This is a genomic window from Pedobacter terrestris, from assembly GCF_052343045.1.
Classification (GTDB): domain Bacteria; phylum Bacteroidota; class Bacteroidia; order Sphingobacteriales; family Sphingobacteriaceae; genus Pedobacter.
In genome coordinates this window covers 4,954,543-4,977,477 of the sequence record NZ_CP180264.1, presented here as the reverse complement: position 1 = coordinate 4,977,477, position 22,935 = coordinate 4,954,543, and the positions used below count along the sequence as shown (strand labels likewise).

Genomic DNA, 22,935 nt, shown 5'->3' with positions numbered 1-22,935 from the left:
GTTAACAATAAAATGTATTTTTGAAGGATTTGAAAGTAGTACACCTAAATACCTACGATGGAAATGGCGGCGCTGGCCGCGCTTGTTTACGGTTGAGTGATGCACTCAAGGCCTCCGGGATTGACTCTAAAGTGCTGGTGTATTATAAATTTGGTCAGAACCCTCAAATTGATACGTTTACTAAAACGCCTTTTCAAAAAGCAAAAGCAGTTTACAATATCTTTTCTGAACGTTATTTTTCTAAATGGTTGAGCAAATCTGTAAAAACGCCTTTTAGTGTACAGTGGTTTGGCCGATCTGTGATTCAGCATCCCGATGTAAAAAATGCAGATGTAATTCATTTACACTGGATTAATCACGGTTTTTTAAACCCTAAATTTCTTGCCCAGTTAGACGAACTGGAAAAACCAATTGTCTGGACTTTTCATGATTCAAATGCTTTTACAGGCGGTTGCCATGTGCGTTATGGCTGCGAAAATTTCCATCAGCAATGCGGTCATTGTCCAATTTTAAAGATGAGTGGAAAGGACGATATTTCGCATAAAACCTGGTCCAGAAAGCAAAAAGCATATACAGAATTAAATTTTCATATTGTTGCACCAAGTCGCTGGATGGCAAATTCAATAAAATTTAGCAGTTTGTTGGGCACAAGAAAAACTTCAGTTATTCCAAACACCATAGAAACCCAGATTTTCAAACCTTATGTAAAATCTGAAGCGAAAAAGATACTCAAAATCAATCCCGATAAATTTGTACTGATGAGTGGTTTTATGCCTTCTAAAAATGATAAACACAAAGGCACACCTTATCTTATTGAAGCATTGGAAATTCTTGCGCGCCGGCCCGGAATAAAAAAAGAAAATGTAGAACTGGTTATTTTTGGCAATAAAGACAATGCTGAAATGCCAGAATTTCCTTTTAAAACAACTTTTTTAGGAACGATAAATAAAGACGATCATCTGGCAAAATGTTATTCTGCAGCAGATGCTTTCATTACGCCCTCACTTGAAGATAATTTGCCCAATACCGTAATGGAAAGTTTGGCTTGTGCAACACCCGTTGTTGCATTTACAACCGGCGGCATTCCGGATATGGTAAAACATATGCAAAATGGGTATTTAGCAGAATATGAAAATGCCAATGATCTGGCCAATGGCATTGAATGGCTTTACCATCGTCCAAATAAAGAAGAAATTCAAAAAGCAGCCAGATTTAGTATTCTTTCCGATTTTTCTGAAGAAGTTATTGCAGCAGAACACATCAATTTATATGAAACTTTGATTGATCTTCAACCCAAATAGCTGATTCCGGCAAGTGTTTACAGAATAAAAGCTTTTGTTTTTTTAGATTTATAGGGAAATAACATTCAGATGGGCGAAATCAATAATTATTCTGAAAGCATACGTGTATTAAAATCTGCGATTTTAAACAGCCGATATAAAGCCGCATTCTCTGTAAATAAAGAACTTTTAATGCTCTATTTTGCTGTAGGAATTTTATACCTGAAAAAATTAATAAAGAAAATGGGTGAGCAAAAATAATTGATACACTTTCCTATGATTTGCAAGCAGAACTACCTGGTTTAAGAGGTTTTTCCGCTTCGGGAATAAAAAGAATGCGTTTCTTTTTTGAATCTTGGGAAGAATTTTTTCTAATTGACCCAACACGGTTGGGTCGATTAGAAAAAAACTGACAATCAAGATATTACAATAAAAAACGAGCTCAACATGACCAAAAGCTTTTAAAGGCCTTTTACCAGATGCAGAAACATTTAAAAAATTAATGGATTAGAAATGCCAAAACTAACCGTCATCACCATAGTCTACAATAATGTTCGCGACATTGAGCGAACGATCAATTCTGTACTTTCTCAAACCTATAAAAAAATAGAATATATCATTATAGATGGTGCATCAACAGATGGCACATTAGCTGTTATCTACAAGTATAAAAACCGCATTTCAAAAATTGTTTCTGAACCGGATAAAGGGATATATGATGCAATGAACAAAGGACTGTTGTTGGCTACAGGCGATTACATCCTTTTTATGAATTCCGGAGATGAGATTTATGATCCGCAAACTGTTGAAGATGTATTTGCTTCTGCGCCTTGGGCAGATATTTATTATGGCGAAACCGAAATGTACGATGACAATTGGAAAAGTTTGGGGCAGAGACGACACGAAGCACCAGAACAATTCGATTGGACCAGTTTTAAACTCGGTATGAGCATCAGCCATCAGGCCATTTATATCCGTAGAAATTTAACCCAACCTTATGATCTGCAATACAAGTACAGCGCTGATATTGACTGGATCATTAAAGCGGCTAAAAAAGCATCCAACATTGTAAATGTACACCGTTACGTAGCTAAATATCTTGTTGGCGGCATGAGCAAAAAGAAACACGCAGCAAGTTTAAAAGAGCGCTTTCGGATATTCAGTAAATACTATGGCTTTGTTCCGAATATTTTTAACCACATCAGAATTGCCTGCAATCTGGCTTTCTATTTCGTGAAACACCGAAGAACAAATGATTAATAAGACGCTATCCTTAATCTGCCGTATTTAATTTTCTAAAAACAATCTAATTTTTTTGATGTCTCTATTTTATATACCGATTTAAAATAAAGAATTATGGGACAATTAAGTAACCGCAATATTGCTGTACTTTCAGAGAGCGGATTTGAAGAAGTAGAGTTAACAGAACCTGTAAAAAGATTAAAAGAAGAAGGCGCAACTGTACATGTAATTTCCTCAAAAAGCGGCACAATTAAAGCCTGGAACCACGATCACTGGTCTATAGATATTCAGGTAGATAAAACGTTGGACGAAGTAAATGCTGATGACTACCAAGGATTGGTTTTGCCCGGAGGCGTTTTAAATCCAGATCAGCTTAGAGTTAATGAAAAAGCAATAGCTTTTGTGAAAGCATTTTTTACTGCCGGAAAACCAGTAGCCGCAATTTGCCACGGACCACAAACATTAATCAATGCCGATGTTGTTAAAGGAAGAAAAGTAACTTCTGTAAATAACATTGCTCAAGATTTAATTAATGCAGGCGCACAATGGAGCGATGAAGAAGTGGTTGTAGACCAAGGTTTGGTTACCAGCAGAACGCCAAAAGATTTACCAGCATTTAACGATAAAATTGTAGAGGAATTTGCAGAAGGCGTACATGAAGGCCAACACGCCTAAAACATTACGCGCTCTTTCTAGATTCACTCAAAAAACGGCCGGTTGATCTGGCCGTTTTTCATTGGAAAAATATTTGCCTTTGTAGCAATTACAATTTAACCTGACGAATAATATTTTTAATATTAAGCTCAATAATATCAGTCATATTACCACATTTCAGATAATTGGGTTCTTTAAAGTATTCTGCCATACCTTCTTTTAGTTTTGCAATGTTCTCTGGTGTTGTTAACGCTTCTTTTTTAGACACATCCCGAAGATCGGTTAAGCGATGCCTTTCGCTGCGTACACGATGCACGATAGATGAACGTTCCTCTTGTTGATATTGCAGTACCGTTTTTTCTGTAAGCTGATCCATACTGATTTTTACATAAGGCAGGTTTTCTTTAAAAAACTGCGGCAAGTAAACCTTTAAGTTACCTTCGTAAAATTGCTGATCAAAATCAATCGCGCGGATGCGGAATTGTATATCATCAAAATCAGGCGTAATTTGTACCACAAAATTATACGCACGCATATCGCCCAAGAGCATAATCAGGCAGCGTTCATTAAATTTCACAAACTCTTTGGCAATACGAGTTGGGTTAAACTCCGGATTGTACAATTGTCCGTTGGTAAAAACATCGCCCGGAATGCCGGCAATATGTTCTTCTATCAACGTATTTCCATCAACCAGATAATTAACCTGGTTAGGCGAAAGAATTTCTTCCATCTCCAATCCATAAATTCTTGAAGCATCGGCTTTTTTTACATAGAAGTAATCGTACACATCATTTAAGCGGTTTACAATCCTAATGCGAAAGGGATGTGTATTTCCGAAGGTGCAATACTCGATCCGATCGATGTATTTATGCTCTACAATACGCAGGTTTCCAGACGCTTTTAAATTCGCATAAATTTCTTTCAGTCCGTTATGAATTTTTTCTATATCATCCTGGGCATAAATTGGTCCTTCCCAGAGTGAATCTTTCCCGTCTTTATTCATAATCGGAAAAGCTTCATTGAATTGCATTAAATCGTCATAGCCAATTGGAAGTCTGGCTTCTCTCTGGTACAATCTTAAATACTTTTGCAGCGCTGGCGTAACCGGAAAGATTGGTTTCTTTTTTGAAATTTTAACATCGTTGTTTTCCACAACAGCAATGTAGCATTTTAAAAAATTAAGCGCAAAGGTTATGCGTTCAATTCCTTCTCTACTCGGTTTTTGGTTTTGGATAAACAAATGGTAAGCCCGATAAATACCGGCTTATTTTTCTGTAGGGATAATCGCCGGCACCGCGGCGCGCAAACTGAACGATGATGGTATTGGTTTTCGGATCAACATATAAACGTTGGCCAGACATGCCTTCGGCTGCAAAATCGCCGTTTTCACCTTCTTGCGGAATCCACCATAAATAATGATTGGCAGATTTTTGCCAGCCTTTTGCGGGCGCCGGATTCCCATTTCCCAATTTAATAGATTGCTGCACCCAATTTTCTGGTACAACCTGATGATGATTAAACTGCCCGTGATGGAGATACAACCGCCCAATTTTTGCCCAATCTATAGCAGTAACCTGAAAACGGCTTGCCGTATTGGCCAATCCATCTATTTGATCTAAACCGAAACTTGCAAAATATTGTGCTCCAATTTGCTTCCAGATATGTTGTTGAAAGTATTGCGCTACAGTTTTCCCGGTTGCATTTTCCAGCACCCAGGTCAATAAAATCGGGTCGATGCTTTTGTATTGATAAACTGTGCCGGGCGCATGTACAAGTTTCACTTTCATCAGCTCTGCTTTCATATTATTGGTGTAATAATACCTTCGTTTCATCGGCAAAGAACGCTTTGATTAAACCGCCTAAAGCATCTTTAAATTCCAATCCGGATTGCATATCCAAAAGATTTTTAACGCGTATTCTGGCAAATGCCGGATTGCTTTTCAACTCCGGAATGTAATCTGTAACCAGATCTTCCAAACTTTTGATTTTTCCTTCGTCAAGCGCCTGTCCAATCATAATAGATACCATGCTTTTGGCTCCAGAAAAAACACTTGTTAAGGTGTGTTCGGAAAAACCTTCAGAAAATTTCTCATAAATAATACTATCGTTCCGGATAACCATAAATGCAGAAAGTTGGCCTTGCTTAAAATATTGACTGAAGCTAACCATTTGGTTTTCGCCGTTGCGCACCAAAACGGTATCCAAATCTTTTCGCATTTTCCCGGCCCTTTTAAAAAAGAAAACAGAGTCTGGCGGAGAAACCATCGCTTGTGGAAAGGCGAGATAAGTATCCGGATTTGGCGTGCGGTACCGCAGCACTTTAAGCAAATACGGCCGCTGCAAAAACAAGAGGCAAATTGCCACGAGTACTAAAACAAAAAACCACTTAAGGTAATTTCTAGCACTTTTCATTTTTATGAGTTGGGTTTATGTTTCCATCGCCTATGGCTCCAAAGCCAATATTCTGGTTTTTCGCGGATAATTTCCTCCAGCAAACGGGTATGCATTTCGGTAATCTCAAAATCTGCAGTTTCTGCCGGATTTAAACAAAGTGGAACACAATCCAGCTCATAATATCCACGTTTTACAACATTTACTTTAAGGTAAAAAATTGGTCGGTTGGTTTTTTTGGCGATTTTCTCTATACCGAGTTGAATTGCCGCCGGCTGATGTAAAAATGTTGTCCAATAATTGGAATCGTCTTTTACCGGTGCCTGATCGTTACCGAAACTAAAGATGCTGATTTCATTTTTACTGGCTTGTAAAGCTCTGAAGGTTTGCCGCATGGCGATCATTTTATTTCCGAAACGGCTGCGTATTTTTTTGAACCACTCATCAAAAGTCGGGTTACTTAATGGTTTGTAAATTGGATAGTGTTCGGCTTTAAAATTCAACCCAATGCCTAGCGTTCCCCACTCCCAATTGCCATAATGCGCCGAGCAGATTAAAATACTTTCGCCCCGATCCAAATAACTTTGAATCAGTTCTTTTTTATGAAATATGAATCGCTTACGGATTTGTTCTTCAGAGATGCTGTTCATTTTCACAATTTCGAAAATCAGCGAAGCAAGATATCGGTAAAAACGTTTCTCAATTTCTTTTATATCGTTTATTGTACGTTCTGGAAGGGCATTAATCAAATTTTCGCGTACTACTTTTCGCCTGTAGCCAAATGCATGGTAAAGTAAAACGTAAGCCAAATCTGCAAGAAGATAAAGCATCCACATGGGCAGAATTGACAATACGGAAATAAAAAAAATCCCCATTTGGGTTAAAAACTTTTTCGGCATGCAATTGATTTATGGCGCAAAGGTAAGCGAACGGCAATAAACAACAAAGCCCCGATTTATGGTCGGGGCTTTGGATAGTATGATAAGGGTATAAGCGAACTATCTACCGTTATTTTTACGTTGTTGTTCTGTTAAAAGAATTTTACGTAAACGCATGCTTTGTGGCGTAACTTCGATATACTCATCTGCCTGGATGTACTCCATAGCCTCTTCTAACGAAAATTTAATTGCGGGTGCAATACGGGTGTTATCATCAGTACCTGATGCACGCATGTTAGTTAAAGCTTTACCTTTTACGATATTGATTACCAAGTCGTTATCACGGATATGCTCTCCTAAAATTTGTCCTTCGTAAATATCCACTCCCGGATCTACAAAGAAACGACCTCTATCCTGTAATTTATCAATTGAATAAGCAGTAGTCGTACCTTTATCCATAGAAATCAATACACCATTCAAACGGCCAGGGATCGTACCTTTCCAAGGTTCGTAAGCTTTGAAACGGTGTGCCATAATTGCTTCACCAGCAGTAGCTGTTAAAACGTTGTTACGTAAACCGATAATACCGCGAGATGGGATCTCGAATTCCAAGTGTTGTAAATCACCTTTTGGTTCCATAATCAACAACTCACCTTTACGCTGAGTTACCAATTCAATTACTTTACCAGAAACTTCAGCAGGTACATCTACAATTAATGTTTCAACTGGCTCATGTTTTTTACCATCGATTTCTTTAACGATAACCTGTGGCTGTCCAACTTGCAATTCATAACCTTCACGACGCATCGTTTCGATTAAAACTGACAAATGGAGAATACCACGGCCATAAACCAACCATGAATCAGCACCTTGAGTTTCAACCACCTTCAATGCTAAATTTTTCTCCATCTCTTTAATCAAACGATCTTTGATCCGTTGAGAAGTTACCAATTTACCCTCTTTACCGAAGAAAGGAGAGTTGTTAATGGTGAACAACATGTTCATTGTTGGCTCATCAATACTGATTACCGGCAATTGTTCCGGAGCTTCGAAATCTGCAATAGTATCACCAATTTCAAATCCATCAATACCTACAACCGCACAAATATCTCCTGATTTAACTTCTGAGGCTTTAACTTTACCTAAACCTTCAAAAGTATACAATTCTTTTACTCTAGATTTTACAACTTTGCCATCGCGTTTGATTAAAGTAACCGGTTGGTTTTCTTTAATCGTGCCACGGTGAACACGTCCAATCGCAATACGACCTACGAAAGATGAATAATCTAACGAAGTAATCTGCATTTGTAAGGTACCTTCATTCATCGGTGCAGCAGGAATGTTTTCTACTACAGCATCCAATAAGGCAAAAATATCAGTTGTTGGTTTTTGCCAGTCGGTACTCATCCATCCTTGTTTAGATGAACCATAAATTACCGGGAAATCCAATTGCTCTTCAGTTGCTTCAAGGTTAAAGAACAATTCGAAAATTTGCTCATAAACCTCTTCAGGACGACAGTTTTCTTTATCAACCTTGTTTACAACTACAATTGGCTTTAAACCTAATGCCAAAGCTTTTTGCGTAACGAAACGCGTTTGAGGCATTGCACCTTCAAAAGCATCGCACAATAAAAGTACACCATCGGCCATTTTCAACACACGCTCTACTTCACCACCAAAATCCGCGTGACCAGGAGTATCAATGATGTTAATTTTTACGTCTTTGTATTGAACTGACACATTTTTAGATACGATTGTGATACCACGTTCACGCTCTAAATCATTGTTGTCTAATATCAATTCTCCCTTTTGTTCGTTATCACGAAAAACAGAACAAGAGTGTAAAATCTTATCAACCAATGTAGTTTTACCGTGGTCAACGTGTGCTATAATAGCTATATTTCTAATCTTTTGCATAAATGCGCCTGTAAATTTGGCGCAAAGATAAGATTTCGAATTCAATTTCTCACTATCTGAACAAGTAATTAATAAGAAATTAATATTGTAATTGCTTCATCTTGAACAAGAAATGACCGAATAAGCCTTCAATTAAAAATTCCAGCAAACAAAATCCAGATCTCTTAGCCATTCGTCGATTCATTTTACAAATGACATCTGTTTTTCGTACACTTGCTTTTAGCAACCATATCCCTTATAACAATGAAAAAACTTCCGTTAAAATTTACTGCATTGATTTTGTGTTCTACATTATTTACAGCTAATGTATCCGCTCAAGTCGCTCCTGCAGAAGGTTTAGCCGCAATTAAACAAGCAGAATTGGAAAGTGATCTCTATACTTTTGCAGGCGATAGCTTTAGAGGTAGAGAATTTTGCTCGCCCGATGAATTGCGCGCAGCCGTATGGCTTGCCGATAAAATGCGCACCGCAGGCATGAAACCTGCCGGTATTGACGGAACATTTTTTCAGTTTTTTAACGTACAACGCGATCGTGTTTCGCCATTAAGCAATATTGCTGCAGGCAACCAAAAACTTGAACTGGGCAAAGATATTCTGGCGATTGAAACATCTCAGGTAAATATTGATGCAGATATCATCTACATTGGCGAAGGCACAAAAGAAAATATCGATGCTGCAACGCTGGAAAATAAGGTTGTTGCATTGATTCCAACGTATACAGATCTGGATCTGAATGTTGCTTTCCCGCAGGTGCGGTTTATGCAAAGGTTAGCCTTACTTAAATACAGGACTTTACTTGCAGATAAAAAAGTGAAAGGAATGATTTTTATCGCCAACGATGAATTTACACAAATTGGATGGGATGAACATGTCCATATTCGTTTTCAAAGAGGAAGTTATAAACTCGAAAATGCCGCAGGAATGGTTTTTCCGGGAACAGTTGCAATACCGGCATTCTGGATGCTTGGCAAAAATATCGAACTGCTTAAAAGTAATCCGCATTTTAAAGCCAATGTATTTACCGAGAGTTTTTTATATCCTTCGGTAAACGTTATTGGAAAAATTGACGGAACTGATGCTAAACTTAAAAAAGAAAACGTGCTGATTACAAGCCATATTGACCACATGGGCATTCGGGAAGCGCAACATGGCGACTCTATTTATAATGGCGCAGACGACAACGGAAGTGCAATTGTGGCGATGCTGGCAATTGGCAGGGCGTACCATAAAAAACCGGCAAAACGATCGCAACTATTTATTTCTTTTGGGTCTGAGGAGCCATATCTATTTGGATCAACCTATTACTCACTTCATCCGACAGTTAAAAAGGAAGAAATTGTTGCCGTATTAAATGCAGATCTGATTGGTGGAAACTCTGTAGACAGTGCAGCCGTTTTGGGTACGCAAGGCGCAAATAATACCTCTTTAATGCTTACTAAAATGGCGCACAAAGCCAATACTGAAGGACCAAAATTTAAACTTGATACCGTTTGGGATAATCCCGCACATAAAGAAGGCTTTCTATATAGAAGTGACCACGCTCCATTTCTAAAGCAGGGCATTCCGGCCTTGTTTTATACCAGTTTGTTGCACCCTAATTATCATACACCAAAAGACGATCCGGAACACATCAATTATGAAAAACTGAAGAAAATGACCGATTGGATGTATAGAACGTCATGGAAAGTTTCCAATTCAACTGAACGGCCAATCATGAATCCTGGTTTCAAATACAAGCGCTAAAGATATTTACCGCGAACGTTAATGCATCAAAATGACGGTTAAAAAAACATTAAAAATAGCATCCGTAACTGTAATTGTGCTTATTGGTGTGCTTGCTGTATATTTCACCGCAGCATTTTCTTTGTCCAGGTTAAGCGTGAATGCAGATGTAAAACCTATTCCGGAAATTGACATTTACATTATGACCAATGGCGTGCATACAGACATTGCTGTTCCGGTAGCTAATGAACTAATAGACTGGCGAAAAGAAATTAAATTTGCGGACACGAAATCTGCAGATACAAATTCGACATTTCTGGCGATGGGTTGGGGCGATCGAAAATTTTATCTCGAAACTCCAGAGTTTTCAGATTTAAAATTCAGCACGGCAGTAAATGCAGTATTTGGTTTGGGAAAATCGGCTGTTCATACTACGTATTATACAACCGTAAAAGAAGATAAACAATGCAAAAAAATCCGCATTAGTAAAGTTCAGTATCAAAAACTTGTTACATACCTTTCCAATAGTTTTGAGCGAACTGCCGAAGGACATATAAAAAATATTGCAACAACACTCAATTACGATAATTCTGATGCCTTTTATGAAGGCGTCGGAAGTTACAGTATGTTTAAAACCTGCAACACATGGGCAAACAGCGCCCTAAAATATGCCGGTTTAAAAGCGTGTTACTGGACAATTTTTGACACCGGAATTTTCCTGAAATATCAATAGAAAAACAATTGGCACGCCTAATTCATAAAGACGAAACTATTGATCAATTACCATTCAAATGCCCATTTTAAAAACGCCGGCATTACACTTTCCCAGGTCGGAACATCATGTTTACCGCCAACTTTCTCGTAGTAGAAAACCTGGTTTGGCCGTGTATATCCTTGCTTAAGCAATATTTTGACCACATCAATGGTATCGTCTATAGAATCAATAATCATGTTGTTGTTCCGGTCGGCCTGCTCATCTTCTGTACCTGTCATCAGCCAGAATTTCATTTCTGGTTTAGTTCTGATGTGTTCAATTTTCTGATGCAAAATACGGTCTGCATCGGTATAGCCATCCGCCAGATCTTTCTTTCGCCACCAAAATGCGCCAGAAAAAACGCCTACAGCATCAAATATTTGAGGGTTGTTCCACACAATATCAAAAGCAGATAAACCACCTAAAGAAAAACCTGCAAAAGCAATTTTTCCTGAGATAGGAATACCAACCGTCTCTTTAATAAAAGGCATCAGTTCTTGCACAATAAAGTCATTGTAAAGACTCGCTTTTGCACCACGGCCTTTAAAATCCGGAACGCCAGAAACGCCATATTCCATTAATCGGTTTGCGCCAGCTTTAATAGCCGCTACAAATAATCTTTTATTGCGTTTATGTTGATGTGCATCTTGTAAAATTTTAGCAAAATCCATTTTTGCTACATCTTGCCCGTCATTAAGCAAAAGCAACTCAATTTCCTCGTTGCCTAAAATACCTTGTGGATAATATAAATCGATCTGAACTTCTCGTTTAAGAAAAGAAGAAGTGATTTTATATTCTTTACTATTTGTTTCTGGTGCTAAAGTTATACTGTACATCCCCACTCGTTTCGCTCTGTTAAATTTGAAGCAAAGGTACAAATCTCGTTAAATATCAAATCCGCCAATTTCTTGATCGGTCAAATAATCAAACAATTGGCGCACAAATGCTATAAATTCTCTATCTTAATTGAATCTATTTTTTAGCTTATGAAAGAAGAACACAAAAAATGGTACAGCCCCAATCTAAATTTGGAGCTTGATCTGCTCACATTTGGCCATGCCGGCATTCCAATTGTACTTTTTCCCACCAGTATGGGTCGATATTATGAAGCTAAGGATTTCAAGTTGATTGATTCTGTAGAAGGATTTATCAACTCTGGAAAGGTTAAAATTTATTGCCCTGACGGGATTGATCAACTCAGTTGGTATAACAAAGGAATCCATCCGGCAGAGCGTGTAAAAAACCATATCTGGTATGATAAATACCTCTTGGAAGAATTGGTTCCTTTGGCTAAACAGGAAACCGGGCACCAAAAAGTAATCGCGGCAGGTTGCAGTTTCGGTGGTTACCACGCTGCAAATTTTGCTTTTCGGCATCCTTGGTCTGTAAGCCATTTGTTTAGCATGAGCGGTGCTTTTGACATTACAGGCCAATTGGATGGTTTTTATAATGACGATGTATATTTTAATAATCCGGTAGATTTTGTCCCGAACAACAGCAATCCAGAACTACATTACCTAAAAATTGCTTTAGGCACAACAGACCGCGATATGTGCCGGCCGGATAACGAGAAACTATCTACTATACTTCAGCAAAAAGGGATTAACCATTGGTTGGATGTAAGGGAAAATGCAGACCACGACTGGCCAATCTGGCGCGAAATGTTTCCGAATTATATCGCACAACTTTAACAGTAAAAAATTTGCTGTAAACATTCATTTACAAACATTACAAAACTGAGTAGTTAACAATATAAATGCTAAACCGATGAAGACGGCAGAAAAACATTATAAATGCTAGAAAAACCTCCGGATTCAGTTAAAGAAAAACAAATGAAAAAAATTGGGATTTTATTTGGTCAGGAACGCTCTTTTCCTGAAGCCATTATCAATAGAATAAATCAAAAAGCAGAAGATGGAATAACGGCAGAAGCCGTAAAAATTGATCTGATCCTGCAGAATAAACCTTTAGATTATGCAGTAATCATCGATCGGATTTCTCAGGATGTTCCATTTTATCGCGCAGCTTTAAAAAATGCAGCTGCTACAGGAACAGCGGTGATTAACAATCCTTTTTGGTGGAGTGCCGATGAGAAATTTTTCAACAATGTTCTGGCAGAGCAAATTGGTGTTCCTGTACCTAAAACGGCTTTAATTCCATCCAGGCAACATCCAACAGGTACAACCGCAGAATCTTTCAGCAATTTAACCATGCCTTTAGATTGGGATTCTATTTTTAACTACGTTGGCTTTCCGGCGTATATGAAACCATTCGATGGCGGCGGCTGGCGCGATGTCTACAAATTGCATGATAAGGAAGATTTTTTCAGCAAACACGCCGGCACAGAACAGCTGGTAATGCTTTTACAGGAGGAAATTATTTTTGATGAATACTACAGATGCTACTGCATTGGCGGCAAACATGTAAAAATAATGCAGTATGACCCACGCAACCCTCACCATTTGCGTTATGCGGTAGATACACCCCCATCAAGTACAAAATTGCTCAAAACCATAGAAGAGTATGTAATTAAACTGTGTACTTACCTGGGCTATGATTTTAATACTGTAGAATTTGCGGTGCGCGATGGTATCCCTATTGCAATAGATTTTTGCAACCCGGCACCAGATGCCGACTTAAAAAGCGTTGGCGAAGAAAATTTTGAATGGGTGGTGGAAACTTCTGCAAATTACGCCATTGAGCGTGCAAAGGCTCAAATTGCCGATCACGATAATCTTACCTGGGGCGAATACATCAGAGCATCAGTTGAGGGGAAATCTTTATCCTCATCTACATTAAAAGAGAAGAAAAAAGCTGCACCGGTAAAAAAACCAACTGCGGAAAAAAGTTCAAAAGTTAAAAAAATACCAGCGAAAAAATCATAGTTAAAAAATTTAGCAGGCATAAAGATGAATGAATTTACCCTCGGCGTTGAAGAAGAATATATGGTGGTTGATCCAGTTACGCGAGAACTGACTTCACACGACCAAAAAATTGTAGAGGCTGCCCAAAAGATACACAAAGACCAGGTGAAAGCAGAAATGCACCAGGCCGTTGTAGAAGTGGGCACCGGAATTTGCCGCAATACAGAAGAAGCCCGTAAAGAAATTTCGCAGCTCAGGTACACAGTTTCGCAACTGGCCGGAGAACAGGGATTGCGGATTGGCGCATCCGGCACACATCCTTTTTCGCATTGGGAAAAACAATTGATTACAGAACACCCTCGATACAGCGAGATTGTAAATGAATTGCAGGAAGCAGCGCGTTCAAACCTCATTTTTGGTTTACATGTACACGTTGGATTTCAATCGAGAGAGCTGGCTATACACATTGCCAATCAGGTAAGATATTTTCTTCCCCATGTATTTGCTTTATCTACCAATTCTCCTTTTTGGGAAGCCCGAAATACCGGGTATAAATCTTACCGGACAAAAGTTTTTGATAAGTTTCCCAGAACTGGCATTCCGGACGTTTTTGATAGCATTGAAGATTATGACAGCTATGTTAAATTGTTGATCAAAACAAACTGCATAGATAACGCAAAAAAAATCTGGTGGGATATCCGCGTACATCCTTTCTTTGAAACCATCGAATTTCGGGTATGTGATTGCCCCATGCTAATTGATGAAACCATGGCTTTTGTTGCACTTTTCCAGGCACTTTGCGCCAAACTATACAAGTTGCGTTTGCAAAATCTAACTTTTATTTCTTATTCCAGAGCATTGATTAACGAAAATAAATGGCGCGCTGCACGCTACGGAATTGATGGCAATCTGATTGATTTTGGTAAAGAAATGGAAGTAAACTGTCGAAATCTGGTTCTCGAACTTTTAGATTTTGTAGATGATGTAGTAGACGATTTAGGCTGCAGAAAAGACATAGAATATGTGCACAAAATTTTAGAGCACGGAACCGGCGCAGATCGCCAGCTGGCCATTTATCAGCAAACCGGGAGCTTTGAATCTGTAGTCGATTACATCACCAGTCAAACTTTAATCGGCGCCAAGTAAATGAGCAAAACAATGAAAATTGCCGTAATTGATATGAACAACGGGCAACCAAACCAAGGCATGCGGGGCATTCAGGAAATCTTATCCCGTTTCGGAACAGAACAACAGATTAAGCTCTCGTTCGATATTTTCGATTTACGGCAAAATGGTGCCATTCCGGATTTAAGTTACGATGCTTACATTTCTAGTGGCGGCCCCGGAAACCCGATAGAAAGTGAAGGCGAAAAATGGGAAAATGATTTTTTTCACCTTCTGGATGAAATTGAACAATTCAACTCAAAAACTAATCATTACAAAAAATATGCTTTTCTAATTTGCCATTCTTTTCAGCTGGCTTGCAGAAAATACAAACTTGGAAATGTAACTACTCGTCGGTCCAATGCTTTTGGTATTTTCCCGATAACACTGACAGAAGATGGCGAAAGCGATCCCATTTTTCAGGGTTTACAAAACCCATTTTTTTCTGTAGACAGCAGAGATTGGCAGGTCATTGAACCTGATTTTAGTGTGTTTGAAAAACAGGGCGCAACCCTACTGGGCATAGAAAAAGAACGCAAACATATAGATCTTGAACGCTGCATGATGGCCATCCGCTTTTCTAATGAAGTAATTGGCACACAATTTCATCCAGAAGCAGATCCCATTGGGATGAAAATGTATTTACTTCTGGATGAAAAGAAAAGCACAATTATTGATGCGCACGGCGAAGAAAAATATTTAGATATGTTGAATAGCTTGGAAGATCCAACACGGATTATGCGTACACAAAGTATAATTTTGCCAAATTTTTTACAAATCGTACTCAATGGTTTAAACTGATAATTTAAAGATGATTCCAGAAAAACGCCAGACCTACAACCAGAATTTTACAGAAGAAAAATACCAGCTTTTTCTACAAGCTTTGCAAAAAGATTATCCTGAAATTCCGTTTCGCGTAGCAGAGACTCCGGTTTTTATCCCCAAAGATCTAAAAGAAAAACTGATTGCAGCCGGAGCAGAAATTATTCAACAAATAAAAGAACCCCATTTTAAAGCTAAAACTGAAAAATCTATTCCAAAAAACTGGAAGGTTCCGAATGAGGGTACACATCCGCATTTTCTTACCTTCGATTTTGGAATCGCCGAAGATGACAATGGCGTACTTGTACCAAAACTCATTGAAATGCAGGGCTTTCCATCATTATATGGTTTTCAATGGCATCTCGGCAACACGTATAAAACGATTTTTGCACTAGATGACAGCACAGATTATTTCATGAATGGCTTCGATTTAGATCAATACACCGCATTGCTTAAAAAAGTAATTGTTGGTAATCATCAGCTTCACGAAGTTGCTCTTATGGATGTTGATGCAAAAAACCAAAAAACAGCAATCGATTTCTTTGTTACGCAAAAACTGCTGGGCATTAAAATTCTGGCTTTAGAAGAAATCAGAAAAATTGGCAATCAACTTTTTTACGAGGAAAACGGCAACCTTGTTCAGCTTAAAAGAATATACAACCGCCTCATTTTCGACGAGGTAGCGAACAATACCGAAATTTTCACCAACTCTTTTGACCCAAGAGCAGAACTCGAAATAGAGTGGATTACACATCCAAACTGGTTTTACCGTATCAGTAAATACACTATGCCATTTCTGAGCGGCACCTTTATACCGAAAACGTATTTCCTGAATCAACTAACAGAAATTCCTGCTGATTTAGAAAATTATGTTTTAAAACCATTGTTCTCTTTCGCCGGAAGCGGCGTTTTAATAGATGTTACTGTGGCAGATCTCACTTTGATAACCGATCCTGAAAACTGGATTTTACAAAGAAAAGTAGAATACGCGCCGGCATTAAAGGCGCCAAACGGAGGCGTAAAAGCGGAAATCAGATTGATGTATTTATGGCCCGAAAACGAAGAACCTCAGCTCTGTATCAATCTGGCCAGGGTGAGTAAAGGCAAAATGATTGGCGTAAGATACAATGCAGATTTTGATTGGGTTGGCGGCACTGTAGCTTTTATGGAGAAGTAATACCATTGACCAAAACGCTTTAATATTACATTTATTTGAAGCCCCAAATACCTAAACCTAATTATATTTGCATTATGGATACTCAAACAATTCTGGTTTTTTTACTCTTTGCCTTTGCACTGGTTTATGTTGGCCGCATGGTCTATAAATCTTTACAGGTAAAAAAAGATGGTTGTGGTGGAAATTGTAAATGTGGTGTTGATTTTTCGGATATTAAACCCGCAAAAAAGTAAGCCGTAAACTTTATGATTCAGCAATTCAAAACCTACTTACAAGAAAAAATAAATGTTACCGATGAACAGTTTGAAAGCATTTCTCAAGGATTAAAAGTCAAGAAATTTGATAAAAACGAAATTGTTCAATACAAAGGTGACATTTTAAAACATGGCTTTTTTGTAGGAAAGGGTTTATTGCGCGCTTATTCAATTGATGAAAAAGGAAAAGAACATATTCTGCAATTTGCACCAGAAAACTGGTTGCTTTCTGATCGAGACAATATGATTAACGAGCCGACCATTTTTTTTATCGATGCCATTGAAGCTACAGAAGCGGTTTTAATGCCGAATGATTTTATGGAAGATGCTGCCAGAAAAGTGCCATGCCTTCAGCCAATGCAGATAAGATTGCTAAACAATTCCATCCGTTTTATGCAGAAACGCATTAATATGCTCCTAAGTGCTACCGCAGAAGAACGCTATCTCGATTTTATTAAACTCTACCCAAACCTCACTTTACGTGTGCCACAATGGATGATTGCATCTTATCTGGGCATTACTCCAGAATCTTTAAGTCGGGTACGTAAAGAACTCGCCAATAAACATTTCAGAAAAGGTTAATCCTGAATGGGTTAAGGCAACAACCCAACTGTATTCAACATTCAAAAACCTCCAACCATTAATTACCATAAATCAATACGCTATTGAACCAATGACTCTACTTTTGTGTTGTAAATATTGAAAATCTTAAAAAATTGAAAGATATGGCAACTACTAAATGGACATTAGATCCAACCCACAGCGAATTACAGTTTAAAGTAAAACACTTAATGATTACTACTGTTACGGGTAGTTTAAAATCTTTTTCTGCGGATTTAAGCGTAGAAGGCGATGATTTTTCAAATTTGGAAATCTCTTTTCAGGGCGATATTTCTTCCATCGATACCGGAAATACAGACCGTGACAATCACTTGAAAACTGCCGATTTCTTTGACGCTGAAAATTTCCCCGAAGTAGCATTTAAGTCAACATCTGTTGAAAAAGATGGCGATGATTATACCGTAAAAGGCGATTTAACCTTGAAAGGCGAAACCAAACCTATAACCTTAAAAGCTGAATTTGGTGGCACCGCAACAGATCCTTGGGGAAATACAAAAGCTGGCTTTACTTTAACCGGAAAAATAAACCGTACCGATTTTGGCCTTGTTTACAATGCAACATTAGAAACTGGTGGCGTAATGTTAAGCGAAGACGTTCGCATTTTAGGCGAATTGCAGTTTGCAAAACAAGGATAATTAGCATAGAGCAAAGAGCCCGGAGTACAAAACAGTTCCATGCTCTTTGCACCATGCCTGATTTAATAAAAGGTAATGGAAATTAAACAAATAAAAAACATACTTAAAGCACCTGCGCCACATATGGTTGGCGATGGCTTTAGGGTACATAATTTCTTTCCAAGCGGATACAAAATAGACATGAGTCCATTTTTTTTGCTGGATTACGGATCGAAAATTGAATTTTCTGCGCGCAAAGAACCACGCGGTGTTGGTTTGCACCCGCATCGAGGTTTTGAAACGGTAACTTTTGCTTACCACGGCGCGGTTGCACACCACGATAGTTTTGGAAATACCGGCAAAATTTTTCCTGGGGATGTACAATGGATGACGGCGGCAAGCGGAATTCTACATAAAGAATATCACGAAGAAAATTATAGCTTAAATGGCGGCCCATTTCAAATGGTGCAGCTTTGGGTGAATTTACCGGCGAAGGATAAAATGTCTAAACCGAAATATCAGGCAATTAAACAAGCGGATATGCCGGTTTATAACTTGCCGGATAATGGCGGAAAGATTGAAATTATTGCAGGCGAATATCAGCACCAAAAAGGCATTGCTAAAACATTTACGCCAATTCAGGTATATCATGCACGTTTAAATAAAGGCGCAAATACGAATTTCAGTTTTCCAGCTAACTTTAATACAGCATTCATGATTATTGAAGGTGCCGTGAAACTAAACGGCGATCAAATTGCATGCGCAGACAATCTGGTTCATTTTGGCAATGCCGGAGAACGCATTGAGGTTGAAGCAGTTGATAATTGCGTGATTTTAGTTTTAAGTGGAGCGCCAATACATGAACCAATTGTACAGTATGGTCCATTTTTAATGAATACAGAAGCAGAAATTAAGCAAGCGATAGACGATTACAACCAAGGCAGGTTCGGCTATCTTGACGAATAATTGTTTCAAATTAATTTACGATGAAGCGGAATTTTTCTCTAAAGTTCCGCTTTTTTTGTGCCCCGATTTTTTTATCTTGAGATTAATAATCAAACGCTTATTACCCTTCGTATCCGAGCCGTATAGCTTAAAATTTCCCATCTTAAAAACTCATACAATCTTCACTTTGGTTGAAGAAATTTGTTTGCAAATCAGATCTTATCATGCCCGGAAAACAAATCTTTCAAACGGAAACAAAAAAACGCTGGTATACCTTCACTTGGGTCAGCCGTACATTTTTCTTTGTTTTTTTAATCGCCATCATTTGTGTGGTGTATACGCTTTCTTCCGTTCAGGCACCAAATCTGCCTTTTATCAATACAGAAAATCCGCTCACACAAAAACAATTAGAAAAACTTAAAAAATCTCAGCGATACAAAGATTTTACCATCGTAAAATCGAAACTTCAAAAGATAAAAAAAGACCGTGAGCAAAGACAACTTGCCAAGCATGGCGATAAAAAACGCCTAAACGTGGCCTTTTACGTAAACTGGGCCGGAAGTGCAAGCAACTCCATCAGCGATTTAAAGCGCAACATTGGCCATCTTGATATGATTGCAACAGAATCCTTTTTCCTAAATGGAGATTCCATTGTTGACAAAACCGATACAGCGGCGCTAAATGTAATCCATAAAGGGAAAAAAATGGCTATTGCAGTGGTGTCTAATTACAATAAAGACCATTGGGACGGACAAGCCGTACGCAGATTACTAAATAATTCTGGCGCACAACAAAAATTAATCGGCGATCTGATTTCTTTGGTAAAAAGGCATGGATATAAAGGTATCAACATAGATTTTGAAGAACTCAATCTTGAAAACACAGATCGTTTCAATCAATTTATGTCTAATCTTTACACGCAGTTCCACGCCGAAAAATTGATTGTTTCTCAGGATATTTCACCAGAAAATGACGATTACAATCCACAAATTTTGCAGCACTACAATGATTATATTGTATTGATGGCTTATGATCAACACACCGATCAAAGTAATGCCGGTGATATTTCTCATCAAGAATGGGTAGAGGAAAAACTGGATGACATTTGCGACAAAGTTGACGCAGATAAAGTAATTCTGGCTTTGGCATGTTATGGATACGATTGGCCAAAAAACAATGTAGGGATACCTGTAACGTACGAAAAAGCAATGACGGTTGCTGTGAATTATAAAAGCAAAGTTCAGTTTAATCCAGAATCTGCCAACTTAAATTTTACCTACAAAGATGGCAGCGGCATTGAGCATGAGGTATATTTTACAGACGCTGCGACCAATTTTAACCTCATCAGAAAAGCAGATGATTGGGGAATTGCTGGGATTGCTTTATGGCGTTTAGGTTCTGAAGACCGCCGCGTTTGGAATTTCATTTCTGATGATTTAAGTCTGGATGCACTAAAGAAAAAACCAATTGACTTGCGCAACATTTCTGCACTTACAATGGGCGGAATCGATTACCTTGGCGATGGAGAAATTCTGGATTTGATGTCTACTCCAACACCTGGAAGTGTGCGTTTCACCGTAAATAAATCAGATTTCAGCATTGCTGATCAAAAATTTACCAGACTTCCTACAAAATATGTAATCAAACGTTTTGGCGAAGCCGATAAAAAAATTGCCCTGACATTTGACGATGGTCCCGATCCGGTTTATACACCTCAGGTTCTTGACATTCTGAAACAGGAACATGTTCCGGGAAGCTTTTTCGTTGTTGGAATTATGGCCGAAAAAAATATGGAATTGCTTAGGCAGGAATATAATGATGGTTATGAAATTGGCAATCATACCTTTTTTCATCCAGATATGTCTACCATCGGGCCAAACCGCGTAAAGTTTGAATTAAATGCCACAAGGCGATTAATTGAAGCCATAACCGGCCACAGCACCATTTTATTTCGTGCACCATTTAATGCAGATGCCGAACCTCAAACCGTAGCCGAAATTCTTCCAGTTGCGCAAAGCAGAAAAGAAAATTACATTAATATTGGGGAATCTATTGATCCTGAAGATTGGGAGCCCGGCAAAACTGCAGATGAGATTTTTGATGCTGTAGTGAAACAAAAAGACAATGGAAATATTCTTTTACTACACGATGCCGGCGGAAATCGCGAAGCGACAGTAGAAGCTTTACCAAGAATTATCAAATATTTCAAATCGCAGGGATATGAATTTGTTTCTGTTGGCAATTTGATGGGCAAAAAAAGATCGGAGTTAATGCCTGCTGTACAATCTATGGCCAATAGCGGCTTCAGCGGATCTGGCGACTATCTCTTTATTACCTTTTTCTATTACGGAAACATCGTATTAAATGTGATTTTTTCTGTTGCTATTGTTCTGGCCATATTGAGGACTATTTTTATCGCCTTTCTTGCGCTTAAACAGAAAAAACGCTCACAGCAAAATGCACAGCATTTAACCTCTTCAACCGATGAAAAAGTAAGCATCATTATTCCTGCGTATAATGAAGAAGTAACCGCTTTACAAACCATTAACAGTTTGCTTAAACTAGATTACCCGCATTTTGAACTTATTTTTGTAGACGATGGCTCAAAAGACCAGACGTTTAAACTTGTTCAGGAAAAATATGGCACACATCCTCAGGTAAGGGTTTTCCGTAAAGCAAATGGCGGTAAAGCATCTGCATTAAATTTCGGAATTGAACAGGCTTCAGCAGAATTTATCATTTGTATTGATGCAGATACACAACTGAAAGCTGATGCTATCAAAGAACTTATGCGGTATTTTTATGAAGACCAAATTGCCGCCGTCGCAGGAACTGTGAAAGTAGGAAATGCCCATAATTTAATTACGAAATGGCAATCTATTGAATACATAACTGCTCAGAACATGGATCGCCGGGCGTTTGATTTACTGAACACCATTACAGTAGTTCCGGGTGCAATTGGCGCATTTAGAAAAGATGTTGTGTTGCAGGTTGGCGGTTTTACAACGGATACATTGGCTGAAGATTGTGATTTAACCATGCGTATTCTACGTGCAGGTTATAAAGTGAAAAACTGTGCAGAGGCTATTGCATACACAGAAGCCCCAGAAACCGTAAATATGTTGCTGAAACAACGCTTTCGCTGGAGCTTTGGCGTGATGCAAAGTTTCTGGAAAAACAAAGACACTTTATTAAATAAAAAGTATGGCTATTTTGGTATGGTTGGAATGCCAAATATTCTAATTTATCAAATCATACTTCCACTTTTCTCGCCGCTTGCAGATTTGTTTATGCTGATCTCTTTGATTAGTGGATTATTCTCGCTCAGTGCCATTAATAATCTTACGTTAACCGGCTTTTCCGGAATTTTAAGTTTGCATAACGGTTTTGGACAGGTGTTGTTTTACTACATCATTTTTATTATTGTAGATATGTTCTTTGCCGGAATTGCTTTTAAAATGGAAAAAGAGAAATATAAGAACCTGTTATACATTTTTCCGCAACGGTTTTTCTGGAGACAGCTGATGTATATTGTACTTTTCCGCTCTATGCGCAAAGCGATAAAAGGAGAATTAGGAACCTGGGGAACGTTGAAAAGAACCGGAAATGTTAAGGAAACAATTGGATAGTTTTTGG

General features: G+C 38.4%; 21 protein-coding genes. 15 read left to right on the top strand and 6 right to left on the bottom strand.

Annotated elements, in window-relative coordinates:
- The first annotated feature begins 29 nt into the window (after window positions 1-29).
- The 3 genes from ACJVDH_RS21405 (at window position 30) to ACJVDH_RS21395 (ending at window position 3,197) form a co-directional block, all read left to right on the top strand.
- Window positions 30-1,301 (top strand): glycosyltransferase family 4 protein, encoded by a 1,272-nt coding sequence (locus ACJVDH_RS21405; protein WP_443945439.1) that lies wholly within the window; start codon window positions 30-32, stop codon window positions 1,299-1,301.
- Between the two features lie 492 nt (window positions 1,302-1,793).
- Complete coding sequence (locus tag ACJVDH_RS21400; RefSeq protein ID WP_443945438.1) at window positions 1,794-2,540, top strand: glycosyltransferase family 2 protein; 747 nt, start codon at window positions 1,794-1,796, stop codon at window positions 2,538-2,540.
- A 96-nt stretch (window positions 2,541-2,636) separates the two neighbouring features.
- Window positions 2,637-3,197: a type 1 glutamine amidotransferase domain-containing protein gene (locus ACJVDH_RS21395; RefSeq protein WP_443945437.1), complete on the top strand. Its 561-nt coding sequence runs from the start codon at window positions 2,637-2,639 to the stop codon at window positions 3,195-3,197.
- A gap of 88 nt (window positions 3,198-3,285) precedes the next feature.
- Here the strand turns inward: ACJVDH_RS21395 and ACJVDH_RS21390 are convergent, their stop codons facing one another.
- From ACJVDH_RS21390 to typA, 5 genes are all read right to left on the bottom strand, one after another.
- Entirely contained in the window at window positions 3,286-4,329 is a 1,044-nt protein-coding gene (locus ACJVDH_RS21390) for a hypothetical protein (RefSeq protein WP_443945436.1), read from the bottom strand.
- Window positions 4,330-4,387: 58 nt separating this feature from the next.
- Window positions 4,388-5,008 (bottom strand): serine hydrolase domain-containing protein, encoded by a 621-nt coding sequence (locus ACJVDH_RS21385; protein WP_443945435.1) that lies wholly within the window; start codon window positions 5,006-5,008, stop codon window positions 4,388-4,390.
- Window positions 4,980-5,588, bottom strand: coding sequence for a serine hydrolase (locus ACJVDH_RS21380; protein WP_443945434.1), 609 nt, complete (start codon window positions 5,586-5,588; stop codon window positions 4,980-4,982). Before ACJVDH_RS21380 ends, ACJVDH_RS21385 begins: the two co-directional genes overlap by 29 nt.
- A 2-nt stretch (window positions 5,589-5,590) precedes the next feature.
- The gene (locus tag ACJVDH_RS21375; protein WP_443945433.1) at window positions 5,591-6,466 is read right to left on the bottom strand and encodes a lysophospholipid acyltransferase family protein; all 876 of its coding nucleotides are present in this window, start codon (window positions 6,464-6,466) and stop codon (window positions 5,591-5,593) included.
- A gap of 99 nt (window positions 6,467-6,565) precedes the next feature.
- Window positions 6,566-8,362: a translational GTPase TypA gene (typA, locus tag ACJVDH_RS21370; protein WP_443945432.1), complete on the bottom strand. Its 1,797-nt coding sequence runs from the start codon at window positions 8,360-8,362 to the stop codon at window positions 6,566-6,568.
- Between the two features lie 243 nt (window positions 8,363-8,605).
- Here typA and ACJVDH_RS21365 point away from each other — a divergent pair, with 243 nt between their 5' ends.
- Together ACJVDH_RS21365 and ACJVDH_RS21360 are read left to right on the top strand one after the other, a co-directional pair.
- A complete protein-coding gene (locus ACJVDH_RS21365; protein ID WP_443945431.1) occupies window positions 8,606-10,105 on the top strand; it encodes a M28 family metallopeptidase in 1,500 nt (499 codons plus the stop codon).
- 31 nt (window positions 10,106-10,136) lie between these two features.
- Window positions 10,137-10,817: a TIGR02117 family protein gene (locus ACJVDH_RS21360; RefSeq protein ID WP_443945430.1), complete on the top strand. Its 681-nt coding sequence runs from the start codon at window positions 10,137-10,139 to the stop codon at window positions 10,815-10,817.
- 47 nt (window positions 10,818-10,864) lie between these two features.
- On the opposite strand, the gene ACJVDH_RS21355 is transcribed toward ACJVDH_RS21360, so the two are convergent.
- A complete protein-coding gene (locus tag ACJVDH_RS21355) occupies window positions 10,865-11,674 on the bottom strand; it encodes an alpha/beta hydrolase (protein WP_443945429.1) in 810 nt (269 codons plus the stop codon).
- A gap of 150 nt (window positions 11,675-11,824) precedes the next feature.
- On the opposite strand from ACJVDH_RS21355, the gene ACJVDH_RS21350 reads away from it, so the two are divergent.
- From ACJVDH_RS21350 to ACJVDH_RS21305, 10 genes are all read left to right on the top strand, one after another.
- Window positions 11,825-12,529, top strand: coding sequence for an esterase family protein (locus ACJVDH_RS21350; protein WP_443945428.1), 705 nt, complete (start codon window positions 11,825-11,827; stop codon window positions 12,527-12,529).
- 102 nt (window positions 12,530-12,631) lie between these two features.
- Window positions 12,632-13,723 (top strand): ATP-grasp domain-containing protein, encoded by a 1,092-nt coding sequence (locus tag ACJVDH_RS21345; protein WP_443945427.1) that lies wholly within the window; start codon window positions 12,632-12,634, stop codon window positions 13,721-13,723.
- Between the two features lie 24 nt (window positions 13,724-13,747).
- A complete protein-coding gene (locus tag ACJVDH_RS21340; protein ID WP_443945426.1) occupies window positions 13,748-14,848 on the top strand; it encodes a carboxylate-amine ligase in 1,101 nt (366 codons plus the stop codon).
- Window positions 14,849-15,667, top strand: a complete 819-nt coding sequence (locus ACJVDH_RS21335) for a type 1 glutamine amidotransferase (protein WP_443945425.1) — start codon at window positions 14,849-14,851, stop codon at window positions 15,665-15,667.
- 10 nt (window positions 15,668-15,677) lie between these two features.
- Window positions 15,678-16,865, top strand: a complete 1,188-nt coding sequence (locus tag ACJVDH_RS21330; RefSeq protein WP_443945424.1) for a hypothetical protein — start codon at window positions 15,678-15,680, stop codon at window positions 16,863-16,865.
- Window positions 16,866-16,939: 74 nt separating this feature from the next.
- Window positions 16,940-17,098, top strand: coding sequence for a FeoB-associated Cys-rich membrane protein (locus ACJVDH_RS21325; RefSeq protein ID WP_443945423.1), 159 nt, complete (start codon window positions 16,940-16,942; stop codon window positions 17,096-17,098).
- Between the two features lie 12 nt (window positions 17,099-17,110).
- The gene (locus ACJVDH_RS21320) at window positions 17,111-17,701 is read left to right on the top strand and encodes a Crp/Fnr family transcriptional regulator (RefSeq protein ID WP_443945422.1); all 591 of its coding nucleotides are present in this window, start codon (window positions 17,111-17,113) and stop codon (window positions 17,699-17,701) included.
- A 143-nt stretch (window positions 17,702-17,844) separates the two neighbouring features.
- Window positions 17,845-18,375: a YceI family protein gene (locus ACJVDH_RS21315; protein WP_443945421.1), complete on the top strand. Its 531-nt coding sequence runs from the start codon at window positions 17,845-17,847 to the stop codon at window positions 18,373-18,375.
- Between the two features lie 75 nt (window positions 18,376-18,450).
- Window positions 18,451-19,320, top strand: a complete 870-nt coding sequence (locus tag ACJVDH_RS21310) for a pirin family protein (RefSeq protein WP_443945420.1) — start codon at window positions 18,451-18,453, stop codon at window positions 19,318-19,320.
- 203 nt (window positions 19,321-19,523) lie between these two features.
- The gene (locus ACJVDH_RS21305; RefSeq protein ID WP_443945419.1) at window positions 19,524-22,928 is read left to right on the top strand and encodes a glycosyltransferase; all 3,405 of its coding nucleotides are present in this window, start codon (window positions 19,524-19,526) and stop codon (window positions 22,926-22,928) included.
- Window positions 22,929-22,935 lie beyond the last annotated feature (7 nt).

What these genes read in the sequence shown, in the direction of transcription:
- ACJVDH_RS21400 (WP_443945438.1), top strand. Translation starts at nt 1,794, where the DNA reads ATGCCAAAACTAACCGTCATCACCATAGTCTACAATAATGTTCGCGAC.
- ACJVDH_RS21395 (WP_443945437.1), top strand. Translation starts at nt 2,637, where the DNA reads ATGGGACAATTAAGTAACCGCAATATTGCTGTACTTTCAGAGAGCGGA.
- ACJVDH_RS21385 (WP_443945435.1), bottom strand. Translation starts at nt 5,008, where the DNA reads ATGAAACGAAGGTATTATTACACCAATAATATGAAAGCAGAGCTGATG.
- ACJVDH_RS21380 (WP_443945434.1), bottom strand. Translation starts at nt 5,588, where the DNA reads ATGAAAAGTGCTAGAAATTACCTTAAGTGGTTTTTTGTTTTAGTACTC.
- ACJVDH_RS21375 (WP_443945433.1), bottom strand. Translation starts at nt 6,466, where the DNA reads ATGCCGAAAAAGTTTTTAACCCAAATGGGGATTTTTTTTATTTCCGTA.
- typA (WP_443945432.1), bottom strand. Translation starts at nt 8,362, where the DNA reads ATGCAAAAGATTAGAAATATAGCTATTATAGCACACGTTGACCACGGT.
- ACJVDH_RS21365 (WP_443945431.1), top strand. Translation starts at nt 8,606, where the DNA reads ATGAAAAAACTTCCGTTAAAATTTACTGCATTGATTTTGTGTTCTACA.
- ACJVDH_RS21360 (WP_443945430.1), top strand. Translation starts at nt 10,137, where the DNA reads ATGACGGTTAAAAAAACATTAAAAATAGCATCCGTAACTGTAATTGTG.
- ACJVDH_RS21355 (WP_443945429.1), bottom strand. Translation starts at nt 11,674, where the DNA reads ATGTACAGTATAACTTTAGCACCAGAAACAAATAGTAAAGAATATAAA.
- ACJVDH_RS21350 (WP_443945428.1), top strand. Translation starts at nt 11,825, where the DNA reads ATGAAAGAAGAACACAAAAAATGGTACAGCCCCAATCTAAATTTGGAG.
- ACJVDH_RS21345 (WP_443945427.1), top strand. Translation starts at nt 12,632, where the DNA reads ATGCTAGAAAAACCTCCGGATTCAGTTAAAGAAAAACAAATGAAAAAA.
- ACJVDH_RS21340 (WP_443945426.1), top strand. Translation starts at nt 13,748, where the DNA reads ATGAATGAATTTACCCTCGGCGTTGAAGAAGAATATATGGTGGTTGAT.
- ACJVDH_RS21335 (WP_443945425.1), top strand. Translation starts at nt 14,849, where the DNA reads ATGAGCAAAACAATGAAAATTGCCGTAATTGATATGAACAACGGGCAA.
- ACJVDH_RS21330 (WP_443945424.1), top strand. Translation starts at nt 15,678, where the DNA reads ATGATTCCAGAAAAACGCCAGACCTACAACCAGAATTTTACAGAAGAA.
- ACJVDH_RS21325 (WP_443945423.1), top strand. Translation starts at nt 16,940, where the DNA reads ATGGATACTCAAACAATTCTGGTTTTTTTACTCTTTGCCTTTGCACTG.
- ACJVDH_RS21320 (WP_443945422.1), top strand. Translation starts at nt 17,111, where the DNA reads ATGATTCAGCAATTCAAAACCTACTTACAAGAAAAAATAAATGTTACC.
- ACJVDH_RS21315 (WP_443945421.1), top strand. Translation starts at nt 17,845, where the DNA reads ATGGCAACTACTAAATGGACATTAGATCCAACCCACAGCGAATTACAG.
- ACJVDH_RS21310 (WP_443945420.1), top strand. Translation starts at nt 18,451, where the DNA reads ATGGAAATTAAACAAATAAAAAACATACTTAAAGCACCTGCGCCACAT.
- ACJVDH_RS21305 (WP_443945419.1), top strand. Translation starts at nt 19,524, where the DNA reads ATGCCCGGAAAACAAATCTTTCAAACGGAAACAAAAAAACGCTGGTAT.